Here is an 18,143-nt window from a genome sequence, read left to right as displayed (position 1 = left end):
CTCCTCACTCTTCTCAGATGACATGAACAGCCACAGGGCGGCGGATTGCGGACGTGAGCCGGTGATCCGCCGCGGCGGGGCGTTACGGCTGACGTGGCGCGTCGTCGCCCGCGGTGAAGATCCGCACGTCGCACGAGCCCAGTCGGACGGGTCGGCCCGCGCCGACCACGTCGCCCGACAGCACGTCGGTCAGGTCCCGCGGCGCACCGACCTCGACGGGCCGCGGACTCCAGTTGTGGACCACGTGCACGCGGCGGCCGTCCGGCGACGTCCCGGTGGTCGCGGTGACGGAGGTGGGCACGTCGGTCCAGCCGCTGACGGGGGAGGGGGTGAGCCATGCGGCCAGCGACCGGGCCAGGCCGCGTCCGGGCACCGTGCCGACGCAGGTGACGCGGCCGGCGCCGTGGCGGCGGGTGGTGACGGCGGGCCAGCGGCCGAAGTGCGGGTGGTCGTACTCGGCGAGCACGTCGGCGTCCACCGCGGTCAGCCCTTCGACCCACCGCGTCGCCGTTGCGTCGGCGGCCAGGTCGAGCGGGCTGTCCGGTGCGACGCGGACCGGCAGGGGAGTCGCCAGGTTGCTGAACTCGTCGTACCACGCGCCCGCGGCGTCGACGAGCCGCGGCGGCGCGGGCTCGGGCCGGGCGCGCGCCTCGTGGTCCGCGTAACCCGTCCGCGGGCCGACGACCAGGTGGCCACCGGCGTGCGCGTAGGCGACGAGCCAGTCGAGCGTCGCGTCGTCGGAGATGTACAGGCCGGCGGCGACCAGCACCGGGTGGTGTCCCACCGCGGCCTCGGGCGTGAAGCGCCGGTGCAGTTGGCGGGCGTGGATGATGCGCGCCTGTCGGCCCGCCTCGAAGACGCCGCGGTAGAACGAGTCGAAGATGCGGTGGTACGAGGAGTGGTCCGGACTACCGTCCGCCGTGGCCAGCGGCGGGTACTTCTGCATCAGCCACTTGTTCGGCATCGAGTAGACCAGGGCGACGTCGGCGTCCGGCTCGATCCCGGCCACCAGTTCGCCCGCGGTGTCGAACTCGGCGCCGAGGCGGGCGATCTCGGCGTAGACCCGGCCGGGGCGACCGCTGTGCGGCAGGACGCCGCCCCAGTGGGTCTCCGCGCCGAAGTGCAGCGTGTGCCAGTGCCAGTACTCCACCATCCGCGCGCCGCGCGAGACCAGCGCCCAGGCCGCCTGCCGCCACTGCCCGTCGTAGCCCGGTCGGTTGTCCGACGTGCCGCCGACCGCCTGCGCGTTGGTCTCGGTGATCAGGAACGGTTCCTGGCGGGAGGAGAAGACGCGGTCCGCGTTCTCGTAGAGCGCCCACACACCGGTGGTCTTCCAGTGCTGCTGCTCGTGGTCGTCGGGTGTCGGGTCGGGCAGCACGAGGCCGTCCTGCATGTCGTAGTACGGGTTGCCCGCGGTCACGTCCAGCGCGTCGGTGAGCTCGTCGTCCTCGAACGCCGGGTGGCCGTAGGAGATGCACGTGGTGACGAACTGGTCGGGCCCCGCGTACTCCCGCACGATGTCCGCCTGCCAGGCGACGAACTCGGTGGTCTGGCGCGCCTGGAACGCCCGCCAGGCGACGTCGTACTGCGGCTGCGCGTTGTTGTCCGGCGTCCAGAGGTCGGCCCAGGTGGACAGCCGGTGCGACCAGTAGACCAGGCCCCACTCCAGGTTGAGGGCCTCCACGCTGCCGTAGCGCTCCCGCAGGTGGTCCACGAACCGCTGGAAGACGCCGTGGTTGTGCGGCAGCCGCAGGCCCGGCTCGTTGTCCACCTGGAAGCCGATGACCGCCGGGTGGGAGGCGTGCCGGGCGAGGATCTCGCGGGTCACGCGTTCGGCGTGGAAGCGGAACGCGGGGTGGGTGAAGTCCACCTCCTGGCGGGCGCCCCAGCCGGTGCGCTGCCCGGTGGCGTGCTCGGCCGCGATCTCGGGGTACTGCCTGGACAGCCACGGCGGCACCGCGTAGGTGGGCGTGCCGAGGACCACCGAGATGCCGCGTTCGTGGGCGCCGTCGAGCACCGGCCGAAGCCACTCGAGGTCGAACCGCCCGTTGTCCGGTTCCCAGGTGGACCACACCGACTCGCCGACCCGGATGACGCTGAACTTCGCCTGCGCCATCAGGTCGAGGTCTTCGTCCAACCGGTCGTAGAGCTGGTACTCGTGGTAGTAGGCCGCGCCGAACAGGACGCGCGGTGGCATGGATCGATCCATGGCGGTTGAGCCTCCGAAAACCGTGGGGGGTGGCCCGGCGGCCGGGGTCCGCAGCGGGACCCCGGGCCGCCGGGACCGGTCAGGACGTCGTGCCGGTCACCGAGGTGCCGGACCTGGTCACGTGGTAGGTCAGCTCGGCGCCGCTCCAGAAGTGGAACGTCAGCGTGACCGGGTCGCCGTCGCGGACGGCCTCGAAGAACGCCGGCGGCAGGACGATCGCCCCGCCGGGGTAGTCCGGGCGGACGGTCGTGTAGAACTCCTGGAACGGGGTCCAGTTGGTCGGGCCGGCGGCCGAACCGTCCGCGTACACGGCCTCCATCGTCGCGAGCCGGTCGCCCCGGAACAGCGTCGGCACGGTGAGGGAGTTCGCCGTGCCGGTCGCGTCGGACAGCGCCGGCACGTCGTTCGTGATCACGTCGATCCGCCAGGGGACGCCGCGCGAGAACCTGGCCTCGACCGTCGAGTTGACGCCGTACGCCCGGTCGCCGACGAGCCTGGTCAGCGCGGTGGCGGTCAGCGTGAGCCGGTCGCCGGACACGGTGTAGTCGCGGCCCTCGCGCAGCCTCGCGTCGCCGTGCCACAGCCCTCGGAAGCTCGTGCCGTTCAGGTTGAGCGTGAGCGTCTTGGCGGTGATCGGGGTGGACTCGGGCACGAACAGCAGGTCGGACGAGGCCGTGCCCGAGCGGGTGGTCCAGCCCGACTTGATCTGGGCGAAGACGTCCGGGTCGCGCCACTGCAGCGTGTGGCGGTTGAGGAACGAGCCGGCGTCCCAGAGGGCCGTGACGACCTTGCTCTTGCGGGCTTCCTCGCCCACCGCCTCGAAGTACTTCAGCACCTCGCCGCGCTCGATGATGCCGGGACGGGTGTAGTCGTAGGAGAGCAGGGCGTACTCACCCAGGTAGACCGGGATGCCCTTGGCGGTGAAGGTGTCCCGCATCCGGGCGAACGCGTCGGTCATGTCCTTGCGGACGGTCTCGTCGAAGCGGGTGAAGCCCGCGATGTTCACGCTGAACGGCCAGAAGCCGTAGAAGTGCACGGTGGCCATCAGGTTCGGGTCGTGCAGCGAGGCCATCGTGGTGGCCAGGTCGTCCATGAGCCCCTGGTCCGGCGTGCAGACCTGCGTGGGCAGCACGAGCAGGCGCGTCGCGTTCCGACCGCCCGACTGGCGCACCACGCGGTGGAACGAGGTGTTCAACTCGTCCAGCAGCCGCACCTTCTGCGCGTCGTCGGCGTTGTCGAAGGTCGGTTCGTTGACGCTCTCGAACAGCAGCCTCCGCGACGCGTGCTTGAAGGTCGTGGTGATCTGGGTCCAGGTCGAGGTGAACCGCGCGAGCACGTTGTCGTGGTCGGCCGGCATCTTCGCGATCCACTGCCACGAGTCGTGGTGCAGGTTGAGCACGACGTAGAGGTTCTCGGCCAGGGCCCAGTCCACGACCTGCTTCACGCGGCTCATCAACTCGGCGTCGATCGTGTAGGGAGCGGTGGTCGACTGGGCGTTCGACCACGTCACGGGGATGCGGACGCTGCGGAAACCCTGGGCGCGAAGGGTGTCGAACAGCTCCCTGGATGCAGGCGGGTTGCCCCAGGCCGTCTCGTCGGGGATGGCGTCGAGGCTGTTGCCCAGGTTCCACGAGGGCTGCATCGCGGCGGCGACGGCCATCGCGCCGCCCGGGACGCCGGCCTCCGTCCCGGGCGCGGCGCCGGACGCCGTGCCCGCGGCGAGTACCCCGGCGACGACCAGGGCCAACGGGATGCTCACCACCCGTCGGAGCGTGTCGCGCCAGGATTGCGGTCGGGTTCTCTCCATGTCGGTCGCCTTTGCTGTCGGTGGAACCGGTTGCGGCAGGCGGAACGCCCGCGTGGGACTCGGGTCAGCTCTCAAGCGGCTCGTAGTCGGACCAGTCGAAGTGGACGGCGCCCGCGGCGGCGTACAGGCCGATGACCCGGCCGGTGAAGCCGCCGGCTACTTCGGTGGAGAGGTAGCGGCCGTCGAGCGTGGCGAGGGTGGTGAACGTCCCGTCCGGCTCGCCGACGCCGAAGGACACGGTGTCGGGGCCGGTGCGCGCGTCCCGGAGGGTCTGCTCCTCGTGCACCTCGACGCCCAGGACCAGCGGTCCGGCGGGCACCGCCCGGGATGCCACCACCGTCTTCAGCGAGCCGACGCGGGCGACCACGCGCACCTCGTCCGCGGTCGCCTCGATCTCGTAGTGGTGCTCCTCGTCCAGCCGCACCGCGAGACCGCCCGTTCCGGCCGCGGCGTCCACGAGCGCGCGCACCCGGCAGGACGGGTGCTGCTGGCGGCGGCCGACGAACACCGCGTCGAGGTCGTCCAGCGAACCGCCGCGCGCGTGGAGGGTCAGCCACCCGCTACGTTCCTTCGTCGTGCAGTGCCGCTCCTGGCGGTCGCGCAGTGAGATCCAGGCCGGCTGGAGCCGGGGTAGGTCGAAGTCGTCGCGCCCCGCCCCGGTCGGCGCCGGCCCCAGCGGCCACGGCACGGTCGACTCGGGCTCCAGCGGGCCGACGACCGGCCAGCCGTCCACCCAGGTCACGGGCGCGAGGAACGTCTCACGGCCCAGCACGTGCCAGCCGGGCGTCCCGCCGCCCGGCCGCACGCCGAGCAGCACCAGCCACCAGGAGCCGTCCGGCCCCTGCACGAGGTCGCCGTGCCCGGTGTTCTGGATCGGGTGGTCGGTGCCCCGGTGGGTCAGGACCGGGTTGGCCGGGCACGGCTCGAACGGGCCGGCGGGCGTGGGGCCGCGGGCGATCGAGACGCCGTGGCCGCGTTCGGTGCCGCCCTCGGCGATGAGCAGGTACCAGTGCTCGCCGATCCGGTACAGGTGCGGCGCTTCCGGCGCCTTCGCGCCGGGCGCCCCGGACCAGATCCGCCGCGGCGCGTCGAGCACCTGCCCGGTGTGCGGGTCGATCCGGACCTGCGACACCCCGGCGACCGTGCTCCAGCAGGCGCCGTTCTCGTCCCACGCGAGGTCGGGGTCGATGCCGGGCAGGTCGGGCAGCAGGATCGGGTCCGACCACGGTCCGGCGGGGTCGGTGGCGGTGACCAGGAGGTTGCCGTCGCCGCTCACGTTCGTGGTGATCAGGTAGAACCGGCCGTCGTGGTGGCGCAGGGTCGGCGCGTAGACACCGGCGGACGACGGCGAGTCGAGCGGGAGGCGGAGCTGCTCCGGCCGGTCCAGGACGTTGCCGATCTGAGTCCACCGCACCAGGTCGCGGCTGTGGAAGATCGGCACGCCGGGGAAGTACTCGAAGCTGGAGCAGACGAGGTAGTAGTCGTCGCCGACCCGGCAGACGCTCGGATCGGGGTGGAAGCCCGCGATCACGGGGTTGGCGAACGCGCTGTGGTTCGATGACATCCCATCAGGCCCTTCGTGGTTTGGGGCGCGCTCCAGCGCACCGGTGCGGCACGGCGCACGGCGTGGTCGACGGGTCGGGTGAGGGTCAGGGCATGCGGAGCACGGCGCAGCTGTGAGGGGGCAACTCGGTCAGCGGACCACCGGTGAGCAGGTCGTGCGCGGCCTCGGGGAGCGGGACGGTGTCATCGCCGTGGTTGATCAGGAAGCGGTGGCCGCCGCGGGTGACGGCCTCCACGCCGGGCGGCCACTCGCGGACCACGCCGGCTTCACCCAGCAGCCGGTCGACCAGCGCGGCGTAGTCCGGGGTGTCGAGGACAGTGGAGAGGTACCAGCCGTGGCCTGCGCCGTGGGCGTGGCGGGTGAGCGCCGGCCGGCCGGCGAGCATCCCGTGGGTGTAGGCGGCGACCGCCTCGGCGCCGTCGAGGTGCAGGTACTCGCTCCACACGGTGCCGTGCGCGCCGTCGGACAGCGTGATCCGCTCCTCCCGCCGCAACGGCCGGGGCTCCTCGACCCGGATGCCGAGGGCTTCGCGCAGCGGCTGGGCCGGGAAACCGCCGAGGCGGGCGTGGGGGCGTTCGTCGACCACGCCGCTGAAGTGCTGGAGTAGCAGCGTGCCGCCGTCGGCGACGTAGCGGCGCAGGGTCGCCGCCCCCGCGTCCGACATCAGGAGCAGGGCGGGTGCCAGGACGAGGCGGTACCGGCTGAGGTCGTGCTCCGGGTGGGCGAAGTCGGCGACGACCCCCGCGTCCCACAACGCCCGGTGCGCACGCCGGAGCATGGAGTGGTAGTCGAGCTCCGGCGAGGGCAGGCCGTCGGCCTCCGACGCCCACCACGCCTCCGCGTCGTGCAGCACGGCCACCTCGGCGGTCACCGTCGACCCGGCCACCTCGGCGAGCCGGGCGACCGCCTCGCCGACCGCCTCCACCTCGCGGAAGATCCGGCTGTCGGCCCCGGCGTGCGGCACCATCGCCGAGTGCCACGTCTCGGCGCCCGCCCTCGACTGGCGCCACTGGAAGAACAGCGCGCCCTCCGAGCCGCGCGCGATGTGGCTCAGCGTGTGCCGCATGATGTCGCCCGGGTTCTTCGGCAGCACCCGGCCCTCGGCGTAGACGGTGTTCGCGCCCTGCTCCATGAGCAACCACGGTCGGCCGCCCCCGAACGACCGGGCGCGGTCCGCGCCGAACGCCGTGTCCGCCGCCGCGTCGAGACCCGGCTGGTCCGGGTAGTGGTCGACGGTCACGAAGTCCAGCTCGCGGCCGAACGCCCACAGGTCGAGGTTCTGGTAGCCGGGCAGCATCAGGTTGGTGGTCACCGGTCGGTCGCTGTGCGCGCGGATCGCGTCGCGCTGCTCCCGGTAGGCGGCCAGCGCCAGGTCGGAGCAGAAGCGGCGGAAGTCCAGCGACTGCCCGGGGTTGTGGTGCCACTGCGTGGCGCGGGGCGGCAGGACGTCGTCCCACGAGGTGTAGCGCTGGCTCCAGAACGCCGTGCCCCACGCCTCGTTCAGCGCGTCCAGCGCGCCGTGCCGGTCGCGCAGCCAGGTGCGGAACGCGGCGGCGGCGTGGTCGCAGTAGCAGAGCGTGGCGTACTCGTTGTGCACGTGCCACAGCGCGACCGCGGGGTGGCTGCCGTAGCGCTCGGCCAGGGCGGAGGCGATGCGGCGGGCCGCGTCGCGGTAGGCCGGCGCGGCCAGGCAGTAGGTGTCGCGGCTGCCGTGCACCAGCCGGACGCCGTCGGCGGTCACGGGCAGCGCCTCCGGGTGCGCCCTGGTGAACCACGGGGGAGGGGAGGCGGTCGGCGTGGCCAGGTCGACGGCTACGCCGTTCGCGTGCAGCCGGTCGAGGTGGGCGTCGAGCCAGGCGAAGTCGTAGCGGCCTTCCTCCGGCTCCATCAAGGCCCACGAGAACACGCCGACCGTGGCGAGGCTGACCCGCGCCCGGCGCATCAGCTCGTCGTCCTCGGCCCAGACCGGCTCGTCCCACTGCTCGGGGTTGTAGTCGCCACCGAAGGCGAGGCCGCCGAGCCGCTCGGTCAGGTCGCGCGTCGTCATCTGGGCTCCTGTCGTTGGATACACCGGCGCTCATGCCGGGGAGAACCGATGCTCTCGACCGGATCGGGGAGGTTCACCCGTCAGGCGTCAACGTGTGGATCATGGTGTCGGGGGTGGTGAAGCGGGCGTTCCGGCACCGCTCTCGGTCGGATCCGCGGTCCACGCTGGAGTACGGGTGCCGGTGGTACGGCCGCGACCTGGTCGTGGTCGACCGGTGGCTGCCCAGCTCGAAGAGCTGCTCGGACCGCGGGTTCCTGCTCGGCACGCTGCCGCTGCGGGTGCGCGGGTGGACGTGCCCCGGCGGTGGGGCTTCGCACGACCGCGACGTCAACGCCGCGCGCGACGTCAACGCCGCGCACGACGTCCTGGCCGCCGGGCAGGGGGTCACAGCCTGTGGAGCCGGTGTGAGACCGGCCCGACGCCAGTCGGCGAGGCATTCGGCGAAACCTCCCTTCCGGGGAGAGGAAGCAGGAACTGTCGGGGCGCGAGCCCGGCGGGGAATCCCCTCCCCTCCAGGGAGGGGAGGTTGTCAAGCCCGCTCCTCGTGCAGTGGAAGCCGTGCGTCGTCGCGCACGAACAGGGGGATGCGTTCGAGCGGGGCGGCGACGGTGACCGTCTGCCCTCCCGGGTGTTCCCGGCCGGTCCACGCGTCGGTCCACCGGGCTCCGGCGGGCAGGTGCACCGTCCGCTCCCGCGCCCCCGCCGCGGTGACGGGCGCGACGAGCAGGTCAGGGCCCAGCAGGAACGCGTCGTCGACCTCCCACGCCCGCTCGTCGTCGGGGAACTCCAGGAACAGCGGCCGCATGGGCGGCAGACCGGTCGCCGCGGCGGCGCGCATCTGCTCCATGACGTACGGCCGCAGGCGTTCGCGCAGGTGGAGGTGGTCGACCAGGATCGGGTAGACCTCGTCGCCGTAGGACCAGACCTCGTTGGGCAGGCCCGTCATGGCGGGCTCCAGGACCTGCGAGGGGCCGCGGAAGCCGTGCAGGCGGAACAGCGGGCAGAACGTCCCGTACTGGAACCACCGCACCAGCACCTCGCGGTACGCCGGGTCGTCCGGGTCGCCGCCGTGGAAGCCGCCGATGTCCGTCGTCCACCAGGGGATGCCGGACATCATCACGTTCAGGCCGGCCTTGATCTGCGCGCGCAGCGTGGCGAAGTCCGTGCCGATGTCGCCGGACCACAGCGCCGCGCCGTAGCGCTGCGCGCCCGCCCAGGAGGACCGGTTGAGCGAGATGATCCCGGTCTCGCCCGCCGCGCGCAGGCCGTCGTGGACCATGCGGGCGTTCTCGCGCGGGTACAGGTTGGCGACCTCCTGACCGGGGCCCGCGTGGTAGCGCAGACCGGTCTGGTGGCCGGGCTTGAGCTCGGGCTCGGAGGCGTCGAGCCAGAAGACCGTGATGCCCAGCTCGTGGTAGCCGCGGCGGAGTCGCTCCCAGACGTAGTCGCGGGCCTCGGGATTGGTGCTGTCGTAGAACGCGACCTGCGCCGAGTACGCGCCCAGGCCCTTGTCCGGCCAGTCGGCGTGGGCCACCGGCCCGTAGTCGGACCCGATGAACAGCCCCCGGTCCAGCATCGGGTGGTAGTTCTCGCTCGCCGGGCCGACCGACGGCCAGACCGACACCATGAGCTTGACGCCCAGCTCGTCCAGCTCGCGCACCATCCCGGCCGGGTCGGGCCACTCCTCCGGGTCGAAGCGCCACTCGCCGAGGTGGGTCCAGTGGAAGAAGTCGCACACGATCACGGACAGCGGCAGACCCCGCCGCCGGTGCTCGCGGGCGACTTCCAGCAGCTCCTCCTGGGTGCGGTAGCGCAGCTTGCACTGCCAGAAACCGGCCGCCCAGGAGGGCAGCTCCGGTGCGTGGCCGGTCGCGTCGGCGTACCGCCGCAGCACGTCGGCGGGTGCGCCCGCGGTCACCCAGTAGTCGATCTGGCGTGCGCTGTCGGCCACCCACCGGGTGCCCGTCTCGGCCAGCTCGACGCGGCCGACGGCGGGCGAGTTCCACAGCAGGCCGTAGCCGCGGTCGGACACCAGCAGCGGGATCGTCACCTCGCCGTTGCGCTGCACGAGGTCGACGACGGCGCCCTTCTGGTCGAACATGCCGTGGGTGTGCTGGCCGAGGCCGTAGAGCCGTTCACCGGGGTAGGCGCGGAACCGCTGCTCCAGGCGGTGGTAGCCGTTGCCGGTCGGCGCCGCCGACCGCGGACCCGGCCACCAGAAGTGGGCGGGTTGCTCGGCCAGCAGCTCCGCGCCGTCCTCCGTGCGCAGGAACGTCAGCCGGCCGGCGGTCGCCGGGAGGTACGGGGTGACGGAGCCCGCGGTGTCGGCGTCGACCCGCACCGTCAGCGCGCCGTTGACCAGGGTCGCGTGGTGCTCGGCGATGCCGATCTCCGGATGGCCGCCCGGCGGGGCGTCGAGCAGCGCGCCGGGCAGGTCGTCGAGCACCGACCCGCCGGGGGTGGCCCGGACCCGGACGGCGTCGGGCCCCCACGCCTCGACGCGCAGGGTCTCGCCGCCGGCTCGCCATTCGAGGGCGTCGCCGAGATCACGGAAGTGCATTCGGTGCTCCTGGCGGTGGTGATGGTTCGTCGCGTCCGCGCCGGACGCGGTGGAGCCGCTCGGTGGTCTTCAGGTCGAGCTGGGAGTCCGGCTGCGGTGCGGGCCGGTGCTCTCCCGGACGGTCAGCACGGGTTCGAGCAGGACGAGCTCGTCGTCGGGCACCTCGTCGCGCCCGGCGGCGGTGATCCGCCCCATGAGCTGCTCGACGGCGACCCTGCCGAGCTCCTGCGCCGGGCCGGTGACCGCCGTCAGCGCCGGCGCGTACTGCTCGGCGAGCAGCTCGGGGCACAGCGCGATCACGGAGGCGTCCTCGGGAACCGTGCGCCCGCTGATGCGCAGCAAGCTGAGCAGGGGGCCGATCGCGCCCTCGTTCTGCACCACGAACCCCGTGGTGTCCGGCCGGTCGGCGAGGATGCGGGCCAGCGTCCCGGCGGTGCTCTCGTACGTGCCCTCGCACGGCCGGTGCACGAAGCGCAGACCCCTGGCCTCGGCGCGGTCCCGGAAGCCCATCAGGGTGCGCTCGGCGTACCCGGCGTGCCGCTGGTAGACCCCCGAGCCGTACCCGATGAACGCGATCTCCCGGTGGCCGAGGTCGGCGAGGTGGTCCGCGCACAACGCGCCCGCGGCGGCGAAGTCGTGGTCGACGCAGGACAAGCCGCTGCGGTCGTCGGGCAGGCCGATGAGCGCGGCCTGCGTGCGCAACTCGCGCAGCACCGGGATGCGCTCGTCGTCCAACCCGACGTCCATCAGGATCACCCCGTCCGCCAGGCCGCTCACCGCGACCCGGCGCACGCCCTCCGGCCCCTCGTCGTTGGTGATCAGCAGCACGTCGTAGCCGTGCTTGCGGGCCGTCATGGTGACCGAGATGGCGATCTGCATCATGATCGGCACGTAGACGTCGGCGCGCAGGGGCACCACGAGGGCGACTATGTGCGAGCGCTTCGCGGCCAGCGCCCTGGCGCCGGCGTTGGGGTGGTAGCCGAGCTCGGCCACCGAACGCTCGACGCGGCGCCGGGTCTCCTCGGAGATCGAGCGCTTGCCGCTGAGCACGTAGCTGACCGTGCTGGCGGACACGCCCGCGTGCCTGGCCACATCGGCGAGTGTCACCATGCGTGATGCTCCTGCTTTCTCGTCCTCGTCCGGGCCCGCTCCGGCGCCCGCGTGCGCACAGTGTGCCGGTTCAGCCCTTGACCGCCCCGGTGAGCACGCCGACACGGAAGTGCTTCTGCATGAACGGGTAGACCAGCAGCAGCGGCACGATCGTCAACACCACGACTGCCATCTGCAACGACAGCGGCGCGGTCTGCGCGAACTGCGAGCCGAAGCCCGAGTTCATCGATCCGGGCAGCCCGTTGCCCCGGTTGACGTAGGTCAGCAGCACGTACTGGAGCGGCCACTTCTCGCTGTCGGTCGGCATGTAGAGCATCACGTTGAAGAACGAGTTCCAGTAGCCCACGCCGTAGAACAGGGCGACCACCGCGGTCACCGCCCGGGACGTCGGCAGGACGATCTTCCACAGGATCCGCCAGTCGCCGGCGCCGTCGATCCGCGCCGCCTCGATCAGGTCGGCCGAGGTGCTCGAGTAGAACGCCCGCAGCACCAGGATGTTGAACACCGACACCGCGCCGGGCAGGATCAGCGCCCAGTACTGCCCGTACCCGCCGAGTTCGGTGACGACCAGGAAGGTCGGGATCAGGCCGCCGCTGACGAACATCGTGAGGATCAGCAGCACCAGGATGAAGCGGTGGGCCACCGAACCGGACCGGGAGAGGCCGTAGGCGCACAGGACCGACACGACCATGGACACCGCCGTGCCGACCGCCGTGATGCCGAGGCTGACGAACAGCGCGTTGCGCACCGTGGAGTCGCCCAGCATCACGCGGTACGCCTCGAAGGTCACGTCGGTCGGCCAGATCACCAGGCCGCCCGCGCGGTTGACCGCCGCCTGGGTCGACAGGCTGGTCACCACGATGATCCACAACGGGACCAGGACCACGGCCACGACCACGCCGAGGGTCAGGCCCTTGGCGGTCTGGCCGGCCGCGGTCGGCGGCTCCTCCCAGACCGGGCGTTTGCCGCGCTTCCGGCGCCGGACGGGGGCCCGACCGGTCACGTCGCGCTTGTCCTTGGTGCGTTCGATGGTCAGCGTCTCGGTCATTTCCGGTACAACCCGTCTTCGCCGAAGGCGTGCGCCATCTTGTTCGCGCCCCAGATGAGCAGCAGCGAGATGACGCTCTTGAACAACCCGGCCGCCGCGCCGTAGCTGTAGTTGTTGGTGGCGATGCCGTAGTAGAACGCGAAGGTGTCGAGCACGTCGGCCGCCTCGTGGCCGACCGCCTCCCGCTGGACCAGGAACTGCTCGAACCCGACGGTGAGCGCGTTGCCGAGGCGCAGCACCAGCATGAGCATGATGACGCCGGCCATGCCGGGCAGCGTGATGTGCCACAGCCGCCGCCACCGCCCGGCCCCGTCCACCGCCGACGACTCGTACAGGTCGGTGTTGATGGCGGCGAGCGCGGCGAGGAAGACGATGATCGACCAGCCGGCCTCCTTCCAGATCGCCTGCGAGGTGACCAGCAGCACGAACGTGTCGGGGTTGGTCATGATGTCCCAGGTGCTGATGTCGTTGCTGCGCAGGAACTGGTTGAGCAGCCCCGCACCGCCGAACATCTGCTGGAAGATCGTGATCGCGAGCACCCACGAGAAGAAGTGCGGCAGGTAGGCGATGGACTGGATGAGGTTGCGCAGCCGTTCGCTGAGCACCGAGTTCAGCAGCAGCGCCAGCGCGATCGGGATCGGGAAGAACAGGATCAGCTGCACGAAGCTGAGGTACAGCGTGTTGGTCAGCGATCCCCAGAACAGCCCGTCGCCGAACAGGGCCTCGAACTGGGCGAGGCCCACCCACTCGCTGTTCCAGACCCCCACCAGCGGGTTGTAGTCCTGGAACGCCGTCAGCAGCCCGAACAGCGGGACGTAGTTGAAGACCAGGAGCAGGACGACGGCGGGCACGGTCATCAACAGCAACGACCGGTCCCGCCGCAGCCTCACCCGCAAGCTCAGCTTGTTCTTCCGTGCGGGAGGCTCCGTGGTCACGGAGCTCATTGCCCGGTCCCGAACTTCTGCAGGACGTTCTCGTCCATCCACTGGACCAGCTTGTCGCCGCCGCCACTGGACTTCCAGGTGTTGATGGCCTCCTTCACCTCGGCGACCGTCTTCTTGCCGTGGTAGCAGTCCTTGATGGCGTCCTCGACGGCCTGCCCCGCCTCGGCGGTGGCCATCGACCGCGGCACGCTGATGTTCATGTTCCAGAACACCGGCTTCTTGAGGTGCTTGACGTTCGCGGCCTGCCAGGCGGTGTTGTCGTTGGTGACGATGTCCGCGCCGGGGTTGCTGATCACCGAGGCCGGCGAGGCCAGGAACGGGAAGGTCTGCGGCTGGACGTTCTTCTTGCCCTCTTCGGTGGCGGTCGGCACGCCGTTGACCATCGTGTGGTGGACGCCTTCGACGCCGAAGTTGACCAGCGTGTACTCCTTGGAGCCGTACGGCGCGGCCAGGTAGTTGGCCACCGACAGCAGCTCCTCGATCTGCTCCGGCTTCAGGTTGCTGTTGAGGTAGCTGATGATGCGCGAGGAGGGCCCGATCTCGATCCGCGGCTCGCCCTTGCCGTCCGCGGTGATGAAGTCGAAGAAGCCCCGCCGGAAGTTCGGGTTCGCGGCCGTGCCGGACTGGTGGTCGGAGGCGTTCCAGCCGCCGGCGCCGCCGCCCGCGATCAGCACCTTCCCGGAGTAGAAGCGCACGTTGCCGTCGGCGTTGTTGCCGGCCAGCGCGTCGGGGTGCACGTAGCCCGCGGTGGCGAGCTTGTGGTGCCACTCCAGGGCTTCCAGCAGCTCCGGCATGTCGTACTTGTAGACCAGCTTGCCGTCCTTCACCGTCCACTTGAGGGGCACGCCCCAGGACGGGAACATGTAGGTCCACACGTCGTCGAACGCCCACACGCCACCCTTGGCGTCGGTCAGCTCCTTGCCCAGGTTCATCAGGTCGTCGGCGGACTTCACCTGGTCCGCGGTGATGCCCCTGGCCTCGAGGAGGTCGCGGCGGAAGCTCGTGGCGCCGGTGATCACGAACCCGCTGGAGAACGACGGGATGCCGTAGATCTTGTCGCCCCAGGCCCCGGCCTGCCAGGCGCCCGTGGGGATGGCCGCGAGGTTGGGGTACTTCGTGATGTTGTCGCCGGACAGGTAGGGCGTCAGGTCCGCGAGCTGCGACCCGGCCAGCTCGCCGACGTTGAAGTTGGGGTTCCACCAGGACGGCAGCTGGATCCAGTCGGGCAGCCGTTTGGCGGCGGTCATGGTGGGGACGATCGTGGCGTAGTTGTTGCCGTCGGCTGGCTTCATGTCGAGCGTGACGCCCAGCGCCTTGTTCATGGCCTGGTAGAACGAGTTGTCGGCGGGCGGGATCGTGCCCCACAGCGGCGTGACGGTCGTGTACCTGCCGCCCTTGCCCGGGATGCCGGACACCGTGGTGACCTGGTTCGAAGGGTAGGTGAGGAAGCCGGGGTCGGTCAGGATGTCCGGGCCACCGGCGACGGACGCGATGTCCGCCTTGATCGCGCTGCTCGGGACGTACTTCGGCAGCGCGGCCTTGAGGGCGTCGCTGTTCGCGCCGGTCTTCTGCTGAGCGCCGCCGCCGCAGGCGGACAACAGGCCACCCATGGCCGCGAGGCCCGCAACCGAGGCCGTGGTGCTCAGGAACCTTCTGCGATTCAGCTCAATCCCCATGACAGGGCCCACCCTTCTTCGTTGAAAGCCGGAGTGTCGAAGCGCTTGACGATGTCGGGAGAGTAGTCATGTGACGTGACGCACGGCAAGGGTCAGTTACCAAGCAAGATACGAGGTTGGAAGCGCGGATTGACAGTGCTGCTGGGCCCGTGTCAGCGTTGAAGCGCTTCACCTGATCTAACTCGAGGGGTTGTGCCGCGTGAGTTCCTCATCCCTGTCCGCCACCGAGCGGCTGCCGTTCCACGACTCCGAGCTGGACGTGCGCAAGCGCGTCGATGACCTGCTCGACCGGCTGACGCTCGACGAGCGGATCGCGATGCTGCACCAGCACGCACCGGGCGTGCCGCGGCTGGGCCTCGGCCCCTTCCGCACCGGCTCCGAGGCGTTGCACGGTGTGTCGTGGCTCGGCGTCGCCACGGCGTTCCCGCAGGCAGTGGGCCTGGGCGCCACCTGGGACGAGGACCTGGTGCGCCGCGTGGCGGAGGCGACCTCGATCGAACTGCGCGCGTTCCACCGGCACCGCCCACCCGCCGACGGCGACGCCCCGACGAGCCTGCAGGCGTGGGCGCCGGTGGTGAACCTGCTGCGCGACCCGCGCTGGGGGCGCAACGAGGAGGGCTACTCCGAGGACCCGGTGCACACCGCGCGGATCGCGGAGGCGTTCTGCCGCGGCATGGCGGGGGACGACCCGCGGTTCCTGCGCGCGGCGCCCGTGCTCAAGCACTTCCTGGCCTACAACAACGAGGACGACCGCTGCACCACCTCCTCCGGTGTGCGTCCCCGTGTGCTGCACGAGTACGACCTGGCGGCGTTCCGGCCCGTGGTGGAGTCCGGCGCGGCGACCGGCGCCATGGCCGCCTACAACCTGGTCAACGGCCGTCCGTGCCACGTCAGCCCGTTGATCGAGGACGAGCTGCGCCGCTGGGCCGAGCCGACCGGGCACGAGCTGTTCGTGGTCAGCGACGCGGAGGCGCCGTCCAACCTGGTCGACCTGGAGCACTACTTCGACGACCACGCGGAGTCCCACGCCGCCGCCCTCAAGGCGGGCATCGACAGCTTCACCGACCACGGCACCGACAGCGGCACACCGGTCGGACGGCTGCGCGAGGCGCTGGACCGCGGCCTGATCGACGAGGCCGACATCGACCGGGCCGTGCGCCGGCAGCTGGCGCTGCGGTTCCGCCTCGGTGAGTTCGACCCGGACCTCGACCCGTACGCGGCGATCGGTCCCGACGTGATCGACCACCCGGACCACCGGGTGCTCGCCGCGCGGGCGGCCACCGAGTCCGTGGTGCTGCTGAAGAACGACGGCCTTCTGCCGCTCGACAAGGCCGCGGCGCCCCGCGTGGCGGTCATCGGCCCGCTGTCCGACGTGCTGCACGAGGACTGGTACAGCGGCACGATGCCGTACCAGGTCACCGTCGCCGCCGGTCTCCAGGAGGCGGTCGGCGAGGTGATGCGGGTGTCGGGTGACGACCGCATCGCGCTGCGTTCCCGCACCACCGGCCAACTGCTGGGCGACACCGCCTTCGACGTCACGGAGTGGGGTGACGACGTGGTGACGCTGCGGTCCGCCGACACCGGTCGGCACCTCGGCGCCAAGTACGGCTCCCTGGTCATCGAGGAAGAACGCGTCAAGAGCTGGGACGTGCACGAGACGTTCGTGCTGGAGCCCGTCGCGGACGACGGCGACGCGGTGCTCGTGCGCAACGTCCTCACCGGCCGCTACGCCGCGATCGACCAGGCAGACGGCCGGGTGGCCGTCACGGCCGAGACGCCCGAGACCGCCGAGCGCTGGTCGCGTGAGCTGGTGCGCGACGGCGCGGAGGAAGCCCGCGCCGCCGCGGCGGCCGCCGATGTCGCGGTCGTCGTCCTCGGCAACCACCCGCTCATCAACGGCCGCGAGACCCAGGACCGCACCGGCACCGCGCTGCCCGGGACGCAGGCGGCGCTGCTCCGCGCCGTCGCCGAGGTCCGGCCGGCCACCGTCCTGGTGGTGATGAGCAGCTACCCCTACGCCGTCGACTGGGCCGACGAGCACCTGCCCGCCGTGGTGTGGACGTCCCACGGCGGGCAGGAGACAGGCCACGCGCTCGCCGCCGTGCTGCTCGGTGACGCCGAGCCCGCCGGCAGGCTGCCGCAGACCTGGTACCGGGGCGACGACGAGCTGCCCCACCCGCTCGACTACGACGTCATCAAGGCGGGGTGGACCTACCAGTACCACCGGACCGCGCCGCTGTACCCGTTCGGCCACGGCCTGTCCTACACCGACTTCGCCTACCGCGACCTGCGGTTGTCGTCGGAGGTGGTGCCGCAGGACGGGTCGCTCGGCCTCTCGGTGACGGTGGCGAACACAGGTGCGCGGTCCGGCAGCGAGGTGGTCCAGGTCTACGCGCGCGCGGTGGCCGCCCGCTACGACGCGCCCCGGCTGCGCCTCGTCGACTTCCGCAAGGTCCGCGTCGGCGCGGGGGACCGCGAGGTGCTGACCTTCCGGCTGCCCGTCGACCGGTTCGCGCACTGGGACGTCGAACGCGGTGCGTTCGCGGTCGACCCGGGCGACTACGAGATCGTCGTCGCCCGTTCGGCCGAGGACCACGTCCTCACCGCGCGGTTCACCGTCACCGGCGAAGACCCGATGCCGCGCGCGGTCGTGGACCGGAACACCCGCGCCGTCGACTTCGACGACTACTCGGAAATCGTGCTCGTCGACGCGACCCGGGTGACCGGTGACGCGGTCGCCCCGGCGGACCCGACGGCGCCCGCGACGCTGCTGTTCCGGGCCGCGGACCTGACCGGCGCTGTCGGCGTCGAGGTCGAGGTGGCGCGAGTGGGTGGTCCGGGGCAGGCGCGGCTGGAGTTCCACCTGGCCGACCGGTCGCTCGGCGTGGTGGACGTGCCGGTGACGGGCGACCGCTACACGTGGACGACCGCCACCGCGCGGTTCGAGGGGCGGTCGGACGGGGTGCACGACCTGCGGCTGACCCTGCACGGCGACTTCCGCCTCGCCGCGTTCCGCCTCACCTCCTAGCGCACCCCACGGCGGCCGGCCGAGGAGCTCCCACGGCGGTACCCGACCGACGGGTCGAGGCGGCCCGCACCTTCGCGGGCCGCCTCGACCCGTGCCAGGCCGCCTTGTCGTTCCACTCGGTCGGGTTCGGGCTCGGGTGAGGGGCGGCCG

General features: G+C 71.6%; 10 protein-coding genes and 1 pseudogene. 2 read left to right on the top strand and 9 right to left on the bottom strand.

The annotated features are described in order from the left end of the window. Positions 1–82: 82 nt before the first annotated feature. From AB0H12_RS39665 to AB0H12_RS39650, 4 genes are all read right to left on the bottom strand, one after another. On the bottom strand, positions 83–2,197 hold the full coding sequence (locus AB0H12_RS39665) for a beta-galactosidase (protein ID WP_499630244.1): 2,115 nt from the start codon (positions 2,195–2,197) through the stop codon (positions 83–85). A gap of 91 nt (positions 2,198–2,288) precedes the next feature. Beyond that, positions 2,289–3,971 carry a cellulase family glycosylhydrolase gene (locus tag AB0H12_RS39660; RefSeq protein ID WP_499630242.1) on the bottom strand — a complete coding sequence of 561 codons (1,683 nt, stop codon included), beginning with the start codon at positions 3,969–3,971 and terminating at the stop codon, positions 2,289–2,291. A 109-nt stretch (positions 3,972–4,080) separates the two neighbouring features. After that, the gene (locus AB0H12_RS39655; protein ID WP_499630239.1) at positions 4,081–5,580 is read right to left on the bottom strand and encodes a glycoside hydrolase family 43 protein; all 1,500 of its coding nucleotides are present in this window, start codon (positions 5,578–5,580) and stop codon (positions 4,081–4,083) included. Between the two features lie 85 nt (positions 5,581–5,665). Continuing rightward, the gene (locus AB0H12_RS39650) at positions 5,666–7,627 is read right to left on the bottom strand and encodes a beta-galactosidase (RefSeq protein ID WP_499630237.1); all 1,962 of its coding nucleotides are present in this window, start codon (positions 7,625–7,627) and stop codon (positions 5,666–5,668) included. Between the two features lie 32 nt (positions 7,628–7,659). Between AB0H12_RS39650 and AB0H12_RS39645 the strand changes: the two are divergent. Beyond that, positions 7,660–7,908 (top strand): annotated as a pseudogene (locus tag AB0H12_RS39645) (zinc ribbon domain-containing protein); the annotation flags it as partial. Positions 7,909–8,156: 248 nt separating this feature from the next. Here AB0H12_RS39645 and AB0H12_RS39640 read toward each other — a convergent pair. The 5 genes from AB0H12_RS39640 to AB0H12_RS39620 all read right to left on the bottom strand — a co-directional run bounded on the left by AB0H12_RS39640 (position 8,157) and on the right by AB0H12_RS39620 (position 14,899). Then, complete coding sequence (locus AB0H12_RS39640) at positions 8,157–10,187, bottom strand: glycoside hydrolase family 31 protein (protein WP_499630235.1); 2,031 nt, start codon at positions 10,185–10,187, stop codon at positions 8,157–8,159. 69 nt (positions 10,188–10,256) lie between these two features. Continuing rightward, entirely contained in the window at positions 10,257–11,297 is a 1,041-nt protein-coding gene (locus tag AB0H12_RS39635; protein WP_499630233.1) for a LacI family DNA-binding transcriptional regulator, read from the bottom strand. A gap of 70 nt (positions 11,298–11,367) precedes the next feature. Then, positions 11,368–12,345, bottom strand: a complete 978-nt coding sequence (locus AB0H12_RS39630; protein ID WP_499630232.1) for a carbohydrate ABC transporter permease — start codon at positions 12,343–12,345, stop codon at positions 11,368–11,370. Next, the gene (locus AB0H12_RS39625) at positions 12,342–13,289 is read right to left on the bottom strand and encodes an ABC transporter permease (protein ID WP_499630230.1); all 948 of its coding nucleotides are present in this window, start codon (positions 13,287–13,289) and stop codon (positions 12,342–12,344) included. The genes AB0H12_RS39630 and AB0H12_RS39625 overlap by 4 nt, the downstream gene beginning before the upstream one ends. Then, on the bottom strand, positions 13,286–14,899 hold the full coding sequence (locus tag AB0H12_RS39620; protein WP_499630228.1) for an ABC transporter substrate-binding protein: 1,614 nt from the start codon (positions 14,897–14,899) through the stop codon (positions 13,286–13,288). The genes AB0H12_RS39625 and AB0H12_RS39620 overlap by 4 nt, the downstream gene beginning before the upstream one ends. A 265-nt stretch (positions 14,900–15,164) precedes the next feature. On the opposite strand from AB0H12_RS39620, the gene AB0H12_RS39615 reads away from it, so the two are divergent. Continuing rightward, the gene (locus AB0H12_RS39615; protein WP_499630226.1) at positions 15,165–17,993 is read left to right on the top strand and encodes a glycoside hydrolase family 3 C-terminal domain-containing protein; all 2,829 of its coding nucleotides are present in this window, start codon (positions 15,165–15,167) and stop codon (positions 17,991–17,993) included. Positions 17,994–18,143 lie beyond the last annotated feature (150 nt).

The organism is Actinosynnema sp. NPDC023794 (genome assembly GCF_040639675.1).
GTDB classification, from domain to species: Bacteria; Actinomycetota; Actinomycetes; order Mycobacteriales; family Pseudonocardiaceae; genus Actinosynnema; species Actinosynnema luteola.
The sequence above is the reverse complement of the archived record's forward strand: the minus strand, read 5'-3'. Positions and strand labels throughout refer to the sequence as shown.

Bases quoted from the DNA above. Each gene is read 5' to 3' on its own strand.
- AB0H12_RS39655 (WP_499630239.1), bottom strand. From the start codon at position 5,580: ATGTCATCGAACCACAGCGCGTTCGCCAACCCCGTGATCGCGGGCTTC.
- AB0H12_RS39650 (WP_499630237.1), bottom strand. From the start codon at position 7,627: ATGACGACGCGCGACCTGACCGAGCGGCTCGGCGGCCTCGCCTTCGGT.
- AB0H12_RS39625 (WP_499630230.1), bottom strand. From the start codon at position 13,289: ATGAGCTCCGTGACCACGGAGCCTCCCGCACGGAAGAACAAGCTGAGC.
- AB0H12_RS39630 (WP_499630232.1), bottom strand. From the start codon at position 12,345: ATGACCGAGACGCTGACCATCGAACGCACCAAGGACAAGCGCGACGTG.
- AB0H12_RS39665 (WP_499630244.1), bottom strand. From the start codon at position 2,197: ATGCCACCGCGCGTCCTGTTCGGCGCGGCCTACTACCACGAGTACCAG.
- AB0H12_RS39620 (WP_499630228.1), bottom strand. From the start codon at position 14,899: ATGGGTGGCCTGTTGTCCGCCTGCGGCGGCGGCGCTCAGCAGAAGACC.
- AB0H12_RS39640 (WP_499630235.1), bottom strand. From the start codon at position 10,187: ATGCACTTCCGTGATCTCGGCGACGCCCTCGAATGGCGAGCCGGCGGC.
- AB0H12_RS39635 (WP_499630233.1), bottom strand. From the start codon at position 11,297: ATGGTGACACTCGCCGATGTGGCCAGGCACGCGGGCGTGTCCGCCAGC.